The organism is Paenibacillus sp. FSL A5-0031, assembly GCF_001956295.1.
In the GTDB taxonomy this organism is placed as follows: domain Bacteria; phylum Bacillota; class Bacilli; order Paenibacillales; family Paenibacillaceae; genus Pristimantibacillus.
Genome location: NZ_MRTD01000013.1, coordinates 127,762 through 142,628, shown reverse-complemented (window position 1 = coordinate 142,628; position 14,867 = coordinate 127,762). Strand labels below are relative to the sequence as shown.

The following is a 14,867-nucleotide window of genomic DNA, read 5'->3' as shown; positions in this document are numbered from 1 at the left end:
TTACTTCACCGTCACTTTCATATATACTTTTTCTACGCTATCAACCGGTTGGATATGTGCCTCGATAATAATGCTGTCCGTATCTTCGCCAGCTGCAACCGATAAATCGGCTTGGGCATCAAAGTTTTGAATAGCATTGAGCGACTGAAGATTGTTCAAATATTTCAAGCACTCATTGCGGAACAGGCTTCTGCCATCTGCGTTATTATCAACTTTTCCAATATAAAACGACTCGAAAATATGTTTAAAATCGTTCGCAATACCGTCCAGCACACGAATGACACGGTTTTTGGAGAAGGCTTTGCCTTTCTCTGGCGAGTAGCCAGTGAACGTATTGATATCCTGCTCAACAATGACTCTACCGCCGCTTACCGTGAACAGAAACTCACCAGCTTGCAGCGCCTCCACCGTTTGCGAATTCGTATAACGAATGTCCGCATCAGCAGCCTCCTCATAGGCTTCATAGGTCAGCGATTTGTTCATCGGTGCTCCGGCAGTTGCCGCTGCAACCCAAACCGTTGCCTTCTGTGCATCAAGAACCGTTCCATCCAGCAGCTTGACGCCATTTTTGACGCTGATGACCCCTTCAGAATCAGCTGACGGATAATTCGCCAGCACGACCTGAATTTTGCGGCCTTCTTCCTCGCGCAGACGGCGGGCAAAAGCAGCATATACCGATTTTAAGGACAAGTCGGCCGATACTAGCGCAATGGTATTGAAATCCTTCAGCTCAATTTGCGCCAAATAGTCGGTATGGTCTTGATTCGTTACGGTACCGTTGGAGCCGCCAACAAGCGGAACGCCTGCTGCTAACGTCAATGCTCCTGTACCGCCAAAGCTTACAAAGGCATTCGATTTCAGCTCTGCGATATTCGCTGCTGTTTGTGAGTCAACTGCCTCTTTAGCAACAAAAGTGATGACATCAAATCGTGCTTCATCGTCAACATTTTGTTTAACCGCAACGGTGATGTCATTGCCTCGAACACCGCCGAATTTGGCTGTAAGCGTGAGGCTGCCAGCGACAGCCGTCGCTTTTGTTCCTTCGTTTAGTCGGTATAAGAGCAGTGTTTTTGCTTTCTTAAATGCTTCGCGTACCAGCAATACCTCAGGCGCACTAAGATCATAACCAAGCAAGCTTCGCAGATCATCGCCAGCGTTGATTGCAATAACGGCCTTCGACTGCCCCCAGTTAAGGTTTAGCGGTACGGACACCGTTCCGCGCTCTCCCATGCTGCCAACCGTTTTCTTCTCGCCAACCAGGTTAATGTAAACGCCGGGGCGCACCTTATTTTGTGATGTATAAGTTCCTCCTGCCATGTTCTACATGACCTCCTTTTTCAAATAGGCTGTTATCATCGATAACGCTTGTTCGTGTGTATACGTTTCTTGCTCCAACAGCACGGCGGATAATATATCCTTCTGGGAAGGCGTATACCGTCTAGCCGACTTTAGCTGCTCCTTGCTGAACTTTGGTTCCAGCTCAGCTTCCTGCAATCTGCTTTTGTTCATTTTGTTCTGCCTCCGCCCTCTTACGATTTGCACCATTTCACCCACCCGCGCTCACATCTGAGCCACCTCCTCATCTGGATAAAACAAAAGGGACGCTCGGTGTCGTCCACCGCTCGTCCCCGTTTATGATCTTTGGTACAATATCATAATATCACGGTTATTTGAGCGAAAACGGACATTAGGCGGACAGAAAGCGGACAACTTCTTGAAGCGCCTTCTGCTTCCATCTTCGGAACGTGCGATCAACGATACCCAGCTCCGAAGCAACAAACTCTGTAGGCTTTCCTTCTATAAAACGAAGCTTCAGCAGCCGAGCGTAATCGGGCGCATATGCTTCTAACGCTTCAAGCGCTTGATCGATAGATTGCAGCTGCTTTTCTATATCCTGAAGCTCGCTTATTTTATCGATGACGCCCATATAACCTTCAAAGCCGCCGGAGCCTTCTCGCGCTTCAAGCACCTTCTCAATCTTTTTCTCCAGCTCTCGCAGCAGCTTTTCATCCGCTGGACTTGCTGTTGCACGGCTTTTCTTTACTTCGTTTAGCTGCGCTTTCGTTCCAATAGGATATTTCGATAGATTCGCATGCGCCGCAGCTTCGATACGCTGATCCTGCTCATCCAAGTACATATAGGAAGGCAGCTTGCGCAGCTGCCGATGAAGCTCCTGCAAATGATCATCCTCAGATACTGCGCTTAGCCGCATGCCTGGTCCTACCGAGGTACCCTCCAGCTGTTTCTTTCTTGCTTTTAGCCGTTTATACGCATGTAATTGATCAATCACCTTTTGTTCTGCATTCATTCAAATAACCTCCCCTAGGTTTTAATGAATATTGAGTATTTTAAATACCGTTAACAACAAAAAAATATAGCGAAATCTCTGGTATTGACAATACTCCCAATCAAAAATATACTTACTTTTAAGTAGTTAAAATAGCGATAATGATCTGCTGATACATTTCTTTAAGTGTTCGTCTGATGAATCTCATTGTATTTGGTATTTTAATTACCGTCAAGTATTTAAAATACCAATATTCAAAAACGGAGGGTATTTATAATGTCATTGGGTGCACGAATTAAACAACTGAGGGTTGAGCGCGGATTAACGCAGCAGGATGTCGCCGCAAAGCTCGAGATGGGCCGCTCTAACTTTGGTCATATCGAGAATGATCGGGTAACACCAACAAGTGAAGATTTGCAAAAAATGGCGGATATCTTACTGACAACAACCGATTATTTGCTTGGCCGCGATGCAGCCTCGGCAACTATACCTGAGTGGGCTACGTATAAAGATAAGCGCGACTTTAAAAAGCTGCTTGAGGAAGACGGGGAAATTATGTTTGACGGCGTGCCGCTTAGTGCTACCGATCGTCAGCGCGTCATGGATGTGCTTACAGGGTTGTTCTGGGAAGCTAAGCATATGAATAAGCACAAAAAAAAGACCGAGCCGACTAACGATGCTCCTGATGATGCCAAAGGGTAGGTGTTGCTATGGATAAAATGATTTTGAAGCTCATTCGAAAATATAGGACTAACGATCCATTCATCATCGCTGAGGGCCTTGGCATTCATATCCGTTACGCCGACCTCGGAGAAGGCACGCGTGGTCTCTATTTCAAAAAACTGCGCCGCCGGTTTATTGTCATTCACGATTCGCTTCCGGATGATTGGCGCCGCTTCGTATGCGCGCATGAGCTCGGGCATGACCGCTTGCATCCTGGCTTCAACCGTTTTTGGCTGGATGAGCAATCGTTTTTTAATGTTGGAAAATATGAGCGACAAGCTAGCAAGTTTGCCGTAAGGCTGCTGACAGCAGGCGATTCTCCTGCTCCCAGCGAGACGCTTGAAGAGCTGCTTCGAAGAAATGGCGTGCCTGCGGAAATGCAGAAGTTTTATTTTTAATTAGCTGTATTCTGCATTGTTCGATGAGGATGCTGCTGTGCAAATTCACACTTACAGGAAAAGCTCCCGCTAATCCAGCTGAAATTGGCGTATTTACCGCGTTTAACTGGAAATTCTCCTGTTAATATCGTGAAGACAGCCGTAAGTACTTGCGATTGGCTGAATTAGCTGGAGAAATTCCTGTTAACGGGCATTAAATGAGCAAAGCTGATTATTTAACAGGAGTTTTTCCCTTTACTTCGAGTACAAATCACATACGAACTCCCAGCTGCACCAATAAACACAAAAAGCTCCTAGACCACAGCCATTGCTGCGGAATAGGAGCCTTTTTTATATACTTTTTAAGATCAGACGAATTAAATCGCCCAATTGCCGTTGCGGAAGATAGGCTCGCGAGTGCCATCCTGCGTCACACCGTCAATATTCATATCAGCCGAACCGATCATGAAGTCTTCATGCGTAAGGCTTCTGTTTGCGCCATGAGCGAGAAGCTCCTCAGCTGACATTTTTGTACCGCCTTGAATATTGACCGGGTACGCTTGACCCAGCGCAAGATGACAGGACGCGTTCTCATCATAAAGTGTATTGAAAAACGTCACATTGGAGTTCGAAATCGGTGAATCATGCGGCACTAGCGCTACTTCACCGAGATGTCTTGCTCCTTCATCCGTGTTCAGCAAATTAGTGAGGGCCTCATATCCCTGTTCAGCGGAATGATCCACTACCTTGCCATCTTTAAAGGTCAAACTGAAGCCGTTAATGACTTGACCGTTGTAATTCAAAGGCTTGGTGCTGCGAACCGTTCCGTTCACACCATCCTTATTTGGCATAGTGAATACTTCTTCCGTTGGCATATTCGGATTAAAATAAACGCCTTTTGCATTTGCTTTGGAGCCGCCTAACCAAATATGTCCATCCGGCAGGTCTATCGTCAGATTCGTGCCTGGCGCTTCATATTGAAGCTGTTTGTAGCGCTTGCCATTCAGCAGCTCGACCATCTGAAGCAGCTTGGCATTATGCGCTTTCCATGCTTGAACAGGATCTTCCAAGCCAATCCGGGTAGCATCAACAATGCGTTCCCAAAGCTTCTGCACCGCTTCTTCTTGCGAGTGATTCGGGAATACTTTAGCTGCCCATTCCGGAGTAGCATAAGATACAAGCGACCAAGCATTCGTATGATTCATTAGTGAACCGCGATAGCCGCTAAGCGCAGTTGAAGCTGTTTTTGATGCTGTCGCAACGCGCTTCGCATCTACATCATTGAGCAAGTCCGGGTTCGGGGAGTAGATGGTGATAAACGCTGCGCCATTTTCCACAAACTCTTCCCAAGCTTTGGCACGCCACATCGGATACTCCGTGAAAGCCTCTTCAGGAGCCTGCTTGTATTTAATGCGAGAAAGCTCCTCATCGTTATATTCCACATGGACATTTTTTGCGCCTACTTTATAAGCCTCAGATGCAATAAGCCGTACGAGTGGAGCTGCTGTAATTGGTGCCATGACAACAACCGTTTGTCCCTGCTGCACGTTAACGCCAACCTTAACGACCAGCTCTGCGTAATTTTCTAATTGTTGCGGTGTTGGGTACATGTATGTAAATCCTCCTTCATAATCAGTTCATTTGTTGCTTCATCCATAACCTTCTTCTATTATAATCCTCCAAGGTAAATTGCTCAAATGATGTAGGCTCGAACATATCCATCTTATTATTAGAGCCAATATTCCAGCTTAAAAAAAGGCCCCCAACGTTCAACGAATGAACGAGGGAAACCTTTTATAGAAAGCTCATATGTTATTGCTGCCCGGTTATGACATTAATAAGGGCTTTCCACCTTCATAATATCCATGAAAGGAACCTTTGTTACGCTGCCCATGTATTCCACATGAACCTTCTTTGTTCTTGAATCGAGCACCGTAATGACGCCTCTTACTTGCTCTGCTGCCCATATCGTAAGAAGCAGCTCTGTGCCTTCTTGCTTTGCTTCAACCAGCCGCTCGCCCAGCTCTTCCAGCTCAAATTCATCTCTAGTAGGCCTTTTTGGTCCTTTTGCCACCTTGTTCCCCTCCTGCTAGGTATGTACCCGTATTTTCAATAAAAAAGGGCCCCTCCGCTCGAGGAGACCCTGTTCCTATCGATCTAAGTTACGCGAATATATCTATTATAGCATGCCGCAACTGTCTCTGTTAGCGATATTGCGAGAGTTTCAGCAACAATTATTGGAATGCGAGATCATAGCCTGAGCCTCTCCCTTAAATAAAAAGAAGCCCTCCGTATGGCAGTCCATAACAGAGGGCTTCGTTCCTATTTTATGAATGCTTAATTCCAATGGTCAAAATCTCACAAGGACCAACCGATACTTCAAGCAGCGATTGTCCATCTGCAGCAAGATTTTCGACTTCATGCTCAAGCACATTACTTTTATAAGCTTGTTCAAGTGATACAGCTGCTGCTTCTGACAGCTTAAGCGCCGTTTCAGAAGGCTTCATATTATACCATCTAAGCATGAAATCGCCAGATTGCTCATTCACCTTCATAGAGGAGAATGCTAGCCCACTGCCGTCCCAAGCGAATAAAGCGCCGTTTGGAGCAAGCTTGCCGGCATGAACGCCTGTCTGACTAACCGTCCACGGCACTTGGAACTGATATGCCGCTGCGTATGCGCCGGATGCAACTCCGTCGCCGTTATGCGGAAGGATCGTCAAGCTGAAGCTTTGCTCACCCAAGCATTGTGCTTCTGGTGTAGGGAATACGCCCCAATCGCCAAGCTCAGCAACTGCACGAAGCAATGTAATCGCAATGGTATTACGTCCATCGCGCAATACTTCGTATTCATTCAGGCCAAGGTTGGCAACCGTCAAACCAGCTTTATCACCGCTCACATCGACAAACGCTTGTTGATGCTGTGCGTTGCTAGGATTGATCCACTCTGCTGCCGGCTCGTTATCACGCGTTGCAACCTCGAAGATGGAATCAGCTTGATGAACAGCCGTTTCTAGATCCGTTGGAAATAATACGCGAACACGGTGATCCTTCGCTTGGTTGTTGAAGGAGGATTTCCATTCCACCCCTTCGCCTTTGCGGCTTATTGCAATTTCAGTCCGAATCGTAAGCGGAACTGTCGCTTCCGTACGCTGTGACTTCCGCTCAGGGAAATAAACAGCCTCTTGCTTCTCAACCTCGAAGTATGGTTCTGCTGACGCAGGAACTGCCCATTCATGAACGATTTCGAATGCCGCACGGTAATCAGAATTCTCGATTAGACGAATGCTTGCAGGAATACCCTTTGTTGTCAAATTTTGCTCTCCGGTTGGCTGCTTATACATATATTCGTTGCCGATATCGCCTGTATTCTCATACACGCCAAGCTCGCGATAGATTTGACCGCTGCGTTTATCGGTCAAGTTAAACGATCCGTCCTGCGCGATATCAATTCGAAGCCATTCATTCTCAAGCGCATGCTCGCCAGCAACCAGCGATTGTGATGGCTGCAATTCTGCTTTCGCATTTCGAACATAGCCATAAGCTGCCAAGCCTAGCGCAGCAACTTCCGCTGCTTCGAATGTCAGCTTCACTTTGCGGCTCATATATGGCTGACGGAACTTGTCGTCTGGCAGATCATAACCGAATTGAAGTCCCATATCAGAAGCTGTATGTGCAATCGCTTCGCCGCTTGAATTAACAAGCGTTCTGCCCGTTACATCGACAGCATACATTTTCTTGTTCATCTCATCCAGCGACAAACCGTCACGGAAGTAAATGCGAGCGATGTCCAGTTCTACCTCTACTACTCCGCTGCGAACCCAGCCCGTTGTATTGTACACAACAAACGGCAATGCATCTTCGCCATATTGTTCAAATATGGAAGTGTCAACCGCATTGGCAATTATCACTTTGCTATCGTCAATAATCGCTTCTGCAATATGACGGCTCTTATCGAAGCGAGTCACCATCTCACGGTGAACCTCGTCCACGCTGCAGCCGCAAATGCTGTCATGCGGGTGGTTCTGCATCAGTGTTTTCCAAGCGTAAGTAAACAAGTGATGCGGGTATTCGTGACCAAGTGAATAAGCAAGCGCAGCAAGCGGCTCCGCTACCTTCTCCAGCATGGCTTGACCAAGCTGATTCATTTGCTTCAAGTAAACACGTGCGGAAGCTGTATTCACGAGCGTTGACCAGCCGTCTGTACGTTGGCTGCGAAGCTCGCCTTTCACGACAGACAGCTCGCGTGTAAGCGAAGCATTCACCGAAGCCAAATAATCTTGGAAATTCGAATGAATGAATTCTGTATCAGGGAAAAGCTCTCTTGCTGTTTTCAGCGCAGCAGACAGATCCTGCTGAATCGGCTGATGGTCGCATCCGTTCATGAACAGCAATTGGCCTGTAGCAGCATACTTCTCTGCCTCAGCCAGCTTGCGCTCCCAATATTCCTTGGCGCTTGCTTCATCGGTAGGCACTTCCATGCCGTTGCAGTACCAGTTGGCGAACAATACGCCCAGCACTTGCGAACCGTCTGGCCCTTCCCAAATCAGCTCAGAGAAGGAAGATTCATAATCGGAATCTGCTACTGTATTGTTAAAGCCCGTTGGCTTCACGCCTCTGCCAAATACCGCATTATCGATGCCGGCTTGACGCAAAATTTGCGGAGCTTGACCGATATTTCCGAACGTATCTGGAAAATATCCTACTTTGGCAATCGTTCCATAACGGCTCGCATCCTGATGCCCGATTTGCAAATTGCGAAGATTCGCTTCACTGCTCGTCAGGAAGGCATCCTGCAAAATATACCAAGGTCCGATCGGAATACGGCCTTCTTTAATATAACGTTCAAGGCGCTCACGATTCTCTGGGCGAACCTGCAAATAATCTTCCAAAATGATCGTTTGGCCATCCAAATAAAAGCTTTTGAAGTCCGGATCCGTATCGAGTGTATGAAGCAGCGTATCCATCAATTTTACTAGCAATACATGGTGCTTCTCATATGGCAAATACCATTCCCGATCCCAGTGGGTATGCGAGATGATATGGGCTGTTCGTTTGTCTTTCATCACTAGAACACCTCTTCTTGTTAATCGTTGTTTGCAGGAATTACGTTCACATTCACCTGATTTGGTCGGTAAACGGACAGCAGCTGACCGTTTTTATCCACTGCAAAGAGTACAGACCGCTCTTTCTCCAGCGTAAAAGCGTAGGAAACGCCGGTTACAGGGTCCTTTACCTCAATATCAACATCCAAGCTGAACTCGGATACGAATGTGAATAACGCGCCGTCTTGGAAGGACAGTTTACGGCCATAAACGCCTGGCAGTTGTCCGCCTTTAATCCATTCCAGCTCCACGCTGCAGCCTGCATAGGTAAGTGCAAACTCATAAATGGCTGAAATCGGCTCAATGCGATCATTCAGCTCCACTGGCAGCGGACACCAAAGGATGTTTCCTTTGCCGTGCGATAGCTCGATAAGCTGATCGACTTCAGCTGCAGAAGTCCCCTTTTGCGCTTCCTTCCATACCTGAGCAATTCTCCGATTGCCATAAGAAACAGGCAGCAAACGATCACCGATGCGAAGCAGTTCTTCGCGGCGTACATTGACAAGCTCTCTTGATCCAAACAACTCAGCATGACGATCGACTTGACGCCAATATGCATCAAGGCTTGTTGGACCCGTCAGCAGCAAAGTTGCTCCTGTACGTTCAACGTAGCTAAGCAGCTGGTTCATTGCAGCGTCTTCTATATTATGAGCACTTGGTACAATAACGAGCTTAACCGGATTTGCTTCCAGCTCGTCCAGGTGATATTCCGAAGCGCCGCGGAATGGCTTGTTCAGCTCATAGGCTAGCACTCGCGTTGCTTTAGTTGTTGCATCAAACGCCAGCTTGCGATTGGAGAAATCATTGGAATAAGGGAAAACGACTGCAGTATCCTCAAGCTCCCGCCCTCTGAACAAATCTCTAATTTCACCCATAAAGCGTCCGAAATCATAAGATACATTTGCCTCAGGCTTCTCCGTGCCATCTGCTCGAAGTGCGCCAATATGCGATTCATTCGCATTATCCATATAGAAATTTGTATTCCAAATCCACTGCACCGCACCTGCGCCACCTGTTGCAAAAGCATAAGCATATTTGCGCTCAAGAATATCGCGTAGTTCTGCTTCCGAACGTTTCGCGCGTCCTTCTGGTGTTTCCACGTACATAATACCCGTTTCCTGCACCAAATTCGGCTTGTCTGCCGTCTTAGCAAAAATACTGTCCCAAACCAAATGATCATTCAACCACCATGAATGGACTGTTGTATAATCGACAGCCTCGCCGTAGAAGAAAGGCGAAGGTCTCTGCGCGCCAAGCGCTTCATCCTGCCCGACCGTAACCATATGATCCGGGCATTCTTCTTTAATGGCCTGATACAGCTCTTGTGCCCAGCGATTGTGCATATCCATAGAGAACAATACATAATCAAGCCAGCGCGTACCCTTCTTGCCTTGATGCATATCTTGAACGTCAAAGTTGATTTCCTCTGGCTCAGGCACTTTCACCGATTCAAAGCTTGGCAGCTGCTCTGGCGTCATATTCCATAGCTTCTGAAGCTTCTCCACAGATTCGTGGCGTTCCTTAAGCCAAGCTGCATAGGCCGCCTGCTCGAATGGATCGCGTGCTGATCTTGGTCCATCAGAAAAAATACGAGGAGGATCAAACATTGACGGCTCGTTAATTAAATCCCAATCGACATGCTTCGATTGTTTGTGGCGCGAAATGATCGAGCGGATAAACCGTTTCTGTGCTTCTAAACTCCGTGGATCGAGATAAGGATTTTGGCCTTCCCAAGTTTCCGGAGTGAATGAGAAGAAAGTAAAGGTTACCTGCAAATCATGGCGTTTGGCCGTAAGCAGAAACGCATCAATGGAGCGAAGCGCCTCTTCCGATGCATGGCCATCAACCTGCATAATATTGCGATAAGCCGTCCATATGCCGGTTCTAATCCAGTTGATGCCCGCTTTGCGCATCTGAGCCATATCACGATCCCATACCGATGCATTTGGCAAAAATAAAAACTTGCGCGCAACATCCGAAGTCATGTAGGTCATGCCGACAACTGGCATCGGTCTGCCGTCTTTTACGAAATAATCGCGTTCGCTCGTAACCGGAGTTCCCTCTGCAAGCAGTTCAGCATCAAAACCCCAGAAGCCTTGGCGAAGAATACGAACTTCTCCATCCGTTGACTCCGCGATACAATCCACCTTGTAGTAACCGCTCACGATTGCTAGAGGAACGGGAATACGAACGATAAGCTGTTTGCTCGCTGCTTCCGCACTGATGCTGCTCGTCCACCGCTCATCTGGCTTGCTTTCATGCTGGATCGCAATCGAAAAGTTCCAGCTTGCAGCTGGCAAATCTGTCGCAGCAGCAGAACGGCTAAGCTTCTGTACTTGCAGCGTCAGCATTGCACGCTCATCCAGCTCGAAGGACGCATAATTAGGCTTCAACCACAGCTCTGTTACGCCTGCTGAGCAGAATTCCGACCAGCGGCCAAGCTCGTCCGCTCCACCGCTTTGCCAGAATAGCTCCGTTAACGGTTGATTTACGAACAACCAGCGCGCTCCTGAGAACATTCCCTTCGTGTTCTCCCATAGTACGACTGGTGCTGCAACTTCTCTTCCTTCTGCTGAAACACCCTTTAGAAGCGGGTACAATTGTGCATCCATCGGTCCAGCAGAACCCATCTGATGCGGCAAATCACTCGTTTTGGTTACATGCGGCACTAGATTCCAAGTGCTTGAAACCTCAAACATGGACTCTTTGCCTTGCAGCAGCGGAAGATCTTCCATCGCACGCAATTTCATAATCGGTGCTGCATCTACAGGCAAAGCCTCATGAATATGAAGCTCGCGGTGATAGGCGGTTTGCTCAGATTCCGGCTCCCAAACGCCAGCTTCGTTTTTTGAAACTGGTTTTTTGAATGGAACGCCGCCGATGCTGATTAAACCTCCACCGCGCTTTAAGTAGGCTAAAATTTCAGACCATGCTTGCTTAGGGAAATACGGCGCATGCATATTTATAAAGCTTCCGCCATCTGCAGCAGCGAGTGCCGCTCCAAGATTATTCGCGCGAACGACGCTGCCGATTTGCAGAAGCTGTCCTTCCGCATCCGAGCTTATGCGAGAATCGATTGGAAACGATGGATCATAGAAAATAATCATGCTCATAGAATCTCATCCTTCATCGCTTGATAGACAAGCTGTGAGAAAAGACTGTTCGACCAAGCGAACCATTTGCGCGTGAACACAGTTGGATCATCCGCATGAAAACCTTCGTGCATGTAGCCTGTGTCCGCGTCAGTCGCTTCAAGCATCGCAATCAAATCTAGCTTTTCTTCGCTGCTAGTAGCTGTAATGCCTTGCATCGACAATGCCATATGCCAGATGTAGCCTGGAGGCGTATGCGGGCTGCCGATACCTTTTGCTGCCGTTCCTTCATAGTAGAAAGGATTATGTTTGCTTAGAGCAAATTTTCTCGTATTCACATAAATCGGGTCTTCCGCATCCACATAACCAAGGTAAGGGATCGAGATCAAGCCCGGAGTTCCTGCATCATCCATCAGGCAGTAGTTGCCGAAACCATCCGTTTCATAAGCATAAATAGGACCGAATTCCGGATGCTGATAAATACCGTAAAGCTGAATGCCATGGTTGACATCCTCTTCTAGCTTTTTTAGTTCCTTAAGGAAATCCATGTCACGGAATACCCATTCCGCTATTTCCTCCATTTGACGAAGCGTAACAACCGCAAACATGTTATCCGGGATGTTGTAATGGAAGTCACAAGCATCATCGCTTGGACGGAAGCCTGACCAAATCATACCCGTATAGTTTACAGGCATGCCTAGACCAGAATTGCGAAGTGAATCAGTTGGAATGCCATTATCACGAGTGAAACGGTAAGGCGATTGTTCAAAATGGCGCTGTTCTGTCTTCCAAAGCTCTACAATGCGGCGCATCGCTGCTTTGAAGCCGGAATCAAAAATATCCGTCAGCTCCGTTTCTTTCCAGTAAGCATGCGCGAGGCGCATGGAGAAACAAATGGAGTCAAGCTCGAACTTGCGCTCCCATACCCATGGAGACATATCCGTTTCATCCGTCGTATTCCAGTGCCAATCATTAGCGGACTCATTGAACGCATTCGCATAAGGGTCGATTTGAATATAGGAAATATGGCGTTTAATCAAACCACTAAGAATTCTTTGCAAATCTTTATCATGTTTTGCGAATGGAACGTAGTGCATCACTTGCTCGACGGAATCACGAAGCCACATCGCAGGAATATCGCCCGTGATTACAAATGTCGTGCCATCGTCCATCAGCTTCGTCGTTGTTTCCAGCGTATTCGGAAAGCAATTTTTGAACAATTGAAGCAGCTTCGGGCGATGTGCCAGCTTCTGCTCCGCTTCCTTCAGCACGTCTTGAATCGCCTGCGGCAGCGTTAGCTCAGGCATCGGAATTTTCGGTAATCTAAATTGCTCCATCGTATTTGCTCCTTTAGAAATAGGATTCGTAATTATTCCTTAACGGCACCAACCGTCAAGCCTTGAATGAAATATCTTTGGAAGAAAGGATAAGCGAATACGATTGGGCCTGTTGCCAGCACCACCATCGCCATACGCGAAGTATCCTGCGGCATCGACTGCAGCAAACCGGTGCTGAGCGACGCATTTTGCGAGTTTTGCATAATGAATTGCATACTATTCTCGATCCGCATCAGCATCGACTGAAGCGGCACTAAATTCGGCGTGTTAATGTACAGCAAGGCGTTAAACCAATCATTCCAATAGCCTAGTGTACTAAACAAAGCGATGGTTGCAAGCCCTGGAAGCGACAAAGGCAGCACCAGCTTGAAGAAGGTTCCAAACTCTCCCGCACCATCGATTTTGCCTGATTCTATAATAGCATCTGGCACCATGGTCGAGAAGAATGTCCGAAGGATCATAATGTAGAAGGCGTTGACCGCAAGCGGTAAAATAAGCGCCCAAATGGAATCTTTAAGTCCAAGCAGCTGTGTAACTACAATATAAGACGGCACGAGACCACCGTTAAATAGCATCGTAAAAAAGGCGAAAAATGCGAAGAAACCGCGATATTTAAAGCTTTTACGTGAGATTGCGTAAGCGAAAAGCGCTGTACATACAACACCAATGACAGTACCAATAACGGTAACAGCTATCGTTACCCCATAAGAGCGAAGCAGTTGATCCCCCGCTTTAAATAAATAGCTGTAAGCCTCAAAGCTCCATTTTTCAGGAAAAAGCGAATAGCCGTTTTTAGCTAACGTCGCCTCATCCGTAAACGAAATGATGGTGACGAATAGAAAAGGAAATACACATAACAATGCAAAAATACCAGCCACGGAATGGAATCCTATATTCCAAATGGGCGTCAACCTATGAAAGTCGCGGGTTTTCGTTTGAGCGGACATAGCGGTTTTCCTCCCTGCGCAATGCTTGTTCCAACAGTAAAGCCTTTAGACTAGAACAAAGCATTGTCTTTGTTGAATTTACGAACAATTCCGTTCGATGTAATAACGAGTACAAATCCAATGATCGACTGATACAAGCCTGCTGCTGTACTCATGCCGATTTCACCAGTTGATTTCAAGCCGCGATACACATAAGTATCGATAACATTCGTTACGCTGTAGAGTGTTCCAGAGTCCCTTGGCACTTGATAGAACAGTCCGAAATCCGCATAGAAGATTTTACCGATTGCAAGCAGCGTCAATATTGTAATGAGCGGTGTAAGCATCGGGATCGTAATGCTGCGAATTTGCTGCCATTTATTTGCGCCATCGATCATTGCCGCTTCATAAAGGGATTTATCAATACCCATGATGGCTGCCAAATAGATGACACTGTTGTAGCCGACTGATTTCCAAAGAAATACGACGACGATAATAATCGGCCAATAGGTTGGATCAGAGTACCAGTTTATCGGATCGATGCCGAACCAGTTGAACACTTGGTTCACAACGCCTTTATCCAAGCTCAGGAAGCTGAATACGAAATAACCGACGATAACCCATGATAAGAAGTATGGAAGAAACATACCTGTTTGATATACTTTTGCTAATTTCTTGTTCGTAATCTCAGCCAGCATAATCGCCATTGCAACGGCAATGACTAGACCAAGCACGATAAAGAAGATGTTATAAACGACGGTATTGCGTGTAATGATGTAAGCATCATTGGTACTGAATAGAAATTTGAAGTTTTGCAGGCCTACCCACTTGCTCTCGATAATGCTGGCAAGAAATCCATCCCGGCTGTATCTGTATTCCTTAAACGCAATAACCATACCGGCCATCGGCAAGTAAGAGAAGAAGATGAACCAGATTGTTGCCGGCAGCACCATAATCAACATCGCTTTATTTTTATTAATATCTTTAAAAAACCGTCCTATGGCTCCCACGTGATCACCT

The 14,867-nt window shown here is 46.9% G+C and carries 12 protein-coding genes; 2 read left to right on the top strand and 10 right to left on the bottom strand.

Annotation, left to right across the window (positions count from 1 at the left end):
* The 3 genes from BK120_RS22405 to BK120_RS22395 all read right to left on the bottom strand — a co-directional run bounded on the left by BK120_RS22405 (position 1) and on the right by BK120_RS22395 (position 2,308).
* The gene (locus tag BK120_RS22405; protein WP_076269724.1) at positions 1–1,317 is read right to left on the bottom strand and encodes a phage tail sheath family protein; all 1,317 of its coding nucleotides are present in this window, start codon (positions 1,315–1,317) and stop codon (positions 1–3) included.
* A gap of 3 nt (positions 1,318–1,320) precedes the next feature.
* Positions 1,321–1,509 carry a hypothetical protein gene (locus tag BK120_RS22400; protein WP_083682321.1) on the bottom strand — a complete coding sequence of 63 codons (189 nt, stop codon included), beginning with the start codon at positions 1,507–1,509 and terminating at the stop codon, positions 1,321–1,323.
* A gap of 178 nt (positions 1,510–1,687) precedes the next feature.
* Entirely contained in the window at positions 1,688–2,308 is a 621-nt protein-coding gene (locus tag BK120_RS22395) for an ECF-type sigma factor (RefSeq protein ID WP_076269722.1), read from the bottom strand.
* Positions 2,309–2,563: 255 nt separating this feature from the next.
* Between BK120_RS22395 and BK120_RS22390 the strand changes: the two genes are divergently transcribed.
* Positions 2,564–2,989, top strand: coding sequence for a helix-turn-helix domain-containing protein (locus BK120_RS22390; protein WP_076269721.1), 426 nt, complete (start codon positions 2,564–2,566; stop codon positions 2,987–2,989).
* An 8-nt stretch (positions 2,990–2,997) separates the two neighbouring features.
* Positions 2,998–3,408, top strand: coding sequence for an ImmA/IrrE family metallo-endopeptidase (locus BK120_RS22385; RefSeq protein ID WP_076269720.1), 411 nt, complete (start codon positions 2,998–3,000; stop codon positions 3,406–3,408).
* A 356-nt stretch (positions 3,409–3,764) separates the two neighbouring features.
* Here the strand turns inward: BK120_RS22385 and BK120_RS22380 are convergent, their stop codons facing one another.
* The 7 genes from BK120_RS22380 to BK120_RS22350 all read right to left on the bottom strand — a co-directional run bounded on the left by BK120_RS22380 (position 3,765) and on the right by BK120_RS22350 (position 14,857).
* On the bottom strand, positions 3,765–4,997 hold the full coding sequence (locus tag BK120_RS22380; RefSeq protein ID WP_076269719.1) for an aminopeptidase: 1,233 nt from the start codon (positions 4,995–4,997) through the stop codon (positions 3,765–3,767).
* 224 nt (positions 4,998–5,221) lie between these two features.
* Complete coding sequence (locus BK120_RS22375) at positions 5,222–5,461, bottom strand: YolD-like family protein (RefSeq protein ID WP_076269718.1); 240 nt, start codon at positions 5,459–5,461, stop codon at positions 5,222–5,224.
* 253 nt (positions 5,462–5,714) lie between these two features.
* Complete coding sequence (locus tag BK120_RS22370; protein WP_076269717.1) at positions 5,715–8,453, bottom strand: alpha-mannosidase; 2,739 nt, start codon at positions 8,451–8,453, stop codon at positions 5,715–5,717.
* Positions 8,454–8,473: 20 nt separating this feature from the next.
* A complete protein-coding gene (locus BK120_RS22365; protein ID WP_076269716.1) occupies positions 8,474–11,605 on the bottom strand; it encodes an alpha-amylase family protein in 3,132 nt (1,043 codons plus the stop codon).
* A complete protein-coding gene (locus tag BK120_RS22360) occupies positions 11,602–12,921 on the bottom strand; it encodes a glycoside hydrolase family 125 protein (protein ID WP_076269715.1) in 1,320 nt (439 codons plus the stop codon). Before BK120_RS22360 ends, BK120_RS22365 begins: the two co-directional genes overlap by 4 nt.
* Positions 12,922–12,953: 32 nt before the next feature.
* On the bottom strand, positions 12,954–13,868 hold the full coding sequence (locus BK120_RS22355; RefSeq protein WP_076269714.1) for a carbohydrate ABC transporter permease: 915 nt from the start codon (positions 13,866–13,868) through the stop codon (positions 12,954–12,956).
* Between the two features lie 50 nt (positions 13,869–13,918).
* Entirely contained in the window at positions 13,919–14,857 is a 939-nt protein-coding gene (locus BK120_RS22350; RefSeq protein WP_179089866.1) for an ABC transporter permease, read from the bottom strand.
* Positions 14,858–14,867 lie beyond the last annotated feature (10 nt).

What these genes read in the sequence shown, in the direction of transcription:
- BK120_RS22405 (WP_076269724.1), bottom strand. Translation starts at nt 1,317, where the DNA reads ATGGCAGGAGGAACTTATACATCACAAAATAAGGTGCGCCCCGGCGTT.
- BK120_RS22400 (WP_083682321.1), bottom strand. Translation starts at nt 1,509, where the DNA reads ATGAACAAAAGCAGATTGCAGGAAGCTGAGCTGGAACCAAAGTTCAGC.
- BK120_RS22395 (WP_076269722.1), bottom strand. Translation starts at nt 2,308, where the DNA reads ATGAATGCAGAACAAAAGGTGATTGATCAATTACATGCGTATAAACGG.
- BK120_RS22390 (WP_076269721.1), top strand. Translation starts at nt 2,564, where the DNA reads ATGTCATTGGGTGCACGAATTAAACAACTGAGGGTTGAGCGCGGATTA.
- BK120_RS22385 (WP_076269720.1), top strand. Translation starts at nt 2,998, where the DNA reads ATGGATAAAATGATTTTGAAGCTCATTCGAAAATATAGGACTAACGAT.
- BK120_RS22380 (WP_076269719.1), bottom strand. Translation starts at nt 4,997, where the DNA reads ATGTACCCAACACCGCAACAATTAGAAAATTACGCAGAGCTGGTCGTT.
- BK120_RS22370 (WP_076269717.1), bottom strand. Translation starts at nt 8,453, where the DNA reads ATGAAAGACAAACGAACAGCCCATATCATCTCGCATACCCACTGGGAT.
- BK120_RS22365 (WP_076269716.1), bottom strand. Translation starts at nt 11,605, where the DNA reads ATGAGCATGATTATTTTCTATGATCCATCGTTTCCAATCGATTCTCGC.
- BK120_RS22360 (WP_076269715.1), bottom strand. Translation starts at nt 12,921, where the DNA reads ATGGAGCAATTTAGATTACCGAAAATTCCGATGCCTGAGCTAACGCTG.
- BK120_RS22355 (WP_076269714.1), bottom strand. Translation starts at nt 13,868, where the DNA reads ATGTCCGCTCAAACGAAAACCCGCGACTTTCATAGGTTGACGCCCATT.